This is a genomic window from Vibrio sp. 10N.222.52.B7 (assembly GCF_041474275.1).
Classification (GTDB): Bacteria; Pseudomonadota; Gammaproteobacteria; order Enterobacterales; family Vibrionaceae; genus Vibrio; species Vibrio crassostreae_C.
Genome location: NZ_JBFRTU010000170.1, coordinates 1369 through 1653, shown reverse-complemented (window position 1 = coordinate 1653; position 285 = coordinate 1369). Strand labels below are relative to the sequence as shown.

Here is a 285-nt window from a genome sequence, read left to right as displayed (position 1 = left end):
AACCCCTTGGCTTGATGATGACGACAACGTCCAAGGCACCATCTTCTATGGCCAAGAGCTTACCGATACCGCGATCTTAGAGGTTGGTCATTGGGTTTGTCAGGCCACAGGGACAAAAGGCGATCAGGCATCGTTTGCGGGGTCAGAGCCGCGCGTGTCTAAGCTGCAAAAGCGGCTGACTTCGAGAGAATCAGAGGTGCTGTTCTTACTGCTTTTCGGCAAGAAACCACAGTACATCGCGTCGACGTTAAACATTTCAATCAAAACGGTCGAAGGTCATGTCGC

The 285-nt window shown here is 51.6% G+C and carries 1 protein-coding gene; it reads left to right on the top strand.

The window, feature by feature from the left end; genetic code table 11:
• On the top strand, positions 1 to 285 hold a 285-nt coding region (locus AB4512_RS22075; RefSeq protein WP_372175684.1), incomplete at both ends, for a LuxR C-terminal-related transcriptional regulator.